Source organism: Amnimonas aquatica, assembly GCF_002943415.1.
Taxonomy (GTDB): Bacteria; Pseudomonadota; Gammaproteobacteria; order Pseudomonadales; family Moraxellaceae; genus Perlucidibaca; species Perlucidibaca aquatica_A.
In genome coordinates this window covers 1-1,761 of record NZ_PTQZ01000284.1, presented here as the reverse complement: position 1 = coordinate 1,761, position 1,761 = coordinate 1, and the positions used below count along the sequence as shown (strand labels likewise).

General features: G+C 65.5%; 3 protein-coding genes. 2 read left to right on the top strand and 1 reads right to left on the bottom strand.

Features of this window, described 5'->3' with window-relative positions; translation table 11 throughout:
* The coding region (locus tag C5O18_RS09130) for an outer membrane protein transport protein (RefSeq protein WP_206389835.1) at positions 1 to 287 on the top strand (287 nt) is incomplete at its 5' end.
* 88 nt (positions 288 to 375) lie between these two features.
* The gene (gene ttcA / locus C5O18_RS09125; protein ID WP_105193300.1) at positions 376 to 1,374 is read left to right on the top strand and encodes a tRNA 2-thiocytidine(32) synthetase TtcA; all 999 of its coding nucleotides are present in this window, start codon (positions 376 to 378) and stop codon (positions 1,372 to 1,374) included.
* A gap of 108 nt (positions 1,375 to 1,482) precedes the next feature.
* On the opposite strand, the gene C5O18_RS09120 is transcribed toward ttcA, so the two are convergent.
* Positions 1,483 to 1,761 (bottom strand): outer membrane protein transport protein (locus tag C5O18_RS09120; protein WP_206389833.1); only part of this gene is annotated, 279 nt, incomplete at its 5' end.

The following is a 1,761-nucleotide window of genomic DNA, read 5'->3' as shown; positions in this document are numbered from 1 at the left end:
ATGCCACGGTGCCCGACAATGACCGCTACGTGTTCTCGCTGGGCGCCAACTACGCGAAGAACCGCAACCTGGACTTCGACTTCGCCTACAGCTACATCCACATCGCCGATGCCGACGCGAGCTACACCGACGACTGCCACCCGTCCGGCTACATTCCGTCGCAGAGCAACAGCAGCGCCGGCGCCACGCCGACCAACCAGTGCACCGGCAACGGCGGCACCTTCAAGGGCACGTTCAAGGACACCTACGCGCACTCCGTGGGCATCCAGATGAACCAGCGCTTCTGATCGCCGCGAGTTCCGGGCCGGCCTGTCGTTTACAGACAGGCCGGCATCCGGGAAAATGCGCCCCTTGAAAGAGGTCGAGGCGTTTCCCATGTCCATTCCCGCCGGCAGCGTGCCGTCCCATCCCGTGGCCGATCCCGTCGGCCTGTTCGTGCCCGAGGCAGGGCCGCGCGACGCGCAGTCCGGCGAGGACGACGCAGAACATGACGAACCCGAGGCGGTGGTCGCGGGCGAGGGCACGGACGCGCGCCAGCGCCGCGAGCTGAACAAGCTGCAGAAGCGTCTACGGCGGCTGACCGGCCAGGCCATCCAGGACTACAACATGATCCAGGATGGCGACCGGATCATGGTCTGCCTGTCCGGCGGCAAGGACAGCTACACCATGCTGGAGATACTGCTCAGCCTGCAGATCAGCGCGCCGGTGAAGTTCGAGCTGATCGCGGTCAACCTCGACCAGAAGCAGCCGGGTTTCCCCGAGGATGTGCTGCCGAAGTACCTGACCGAGCGCGGCGTGCCGTTCTACATCCTCGAGAAGGACACCTACAGCATCGTCAAGAAGCTCACGCCGGAAGGGCAGACCTACTGCGCCGTGTGCTCGCGCCTGCGCCGCGGCAACCTCTACGCTTTCGCGCAGGAGATCGGCGCCACCAAGGTCGCGCTCGGTCACCACCGCGACGACATCATGGCCACGCTGTTCCTCAACCTGTTCCATGCCGGCCGCATGAAGGCCATGCCGCCCAAGCTGCTGTCCGACGACGGCAAGAATGTGCTGATCCGTCCGCTGGCCTACTGCAAGGAAAAGGACATCGCCGAGTACGCGCGGCTCAAGGGCTTCCCGATCATTCCCTGCAACCTCTGCGGCTCGCAGGAGAACCTGCAGCGCGCAGCCATCAACCAGCTGCTGCGCGACTGGGACCGCCAGTTCCCGCAACGCCTGGACAGCATCTTCACCGCCACCCAGAACGTGGCCCCGTCTCAGCTCGGTGATCGCGAGCTGTTCGATTTCGAGGGGCTGGAGCAGAAGCGTGTCGCGCCCGAGGCGGCCTGCGAAACGGAAGGGCGCCTGAAGGTGGTCAACCTCGATCTCTGACGGGGTCGGCGCGGGCCCGGCTGTCGCCGGCCACGCGCAGCGGACATGAAAAAGCCGGCATGATCGCCGGCTTTTTCATGTCCGCTGCAATGGCGGCACAAGGGCTCGTCAGAGGCGCTTGTTCAGCTGCAGGCCGAAGATGTGCGCATGGCTGTCGTAGTAGCTGGCGCGGAAGGTGCCGCCGTTGGCCGTGCATTCGCTGGCACCGCCCACCGAGTTGTCGTCGCGCTCGTAGTAGGTGCCGGTGCAGGGCTCGTGGAAGTTGGCGTCGCCCGGCGCGATCCACAGGTAGCTGTAGGCCAGGTCGACGCTGGTGTGCTTGTCGATCTGGTAGCCGAGACCGAACGAGGCCATCCAGCGGTCGTTGTCGGCGAGGCCCGGGTGACG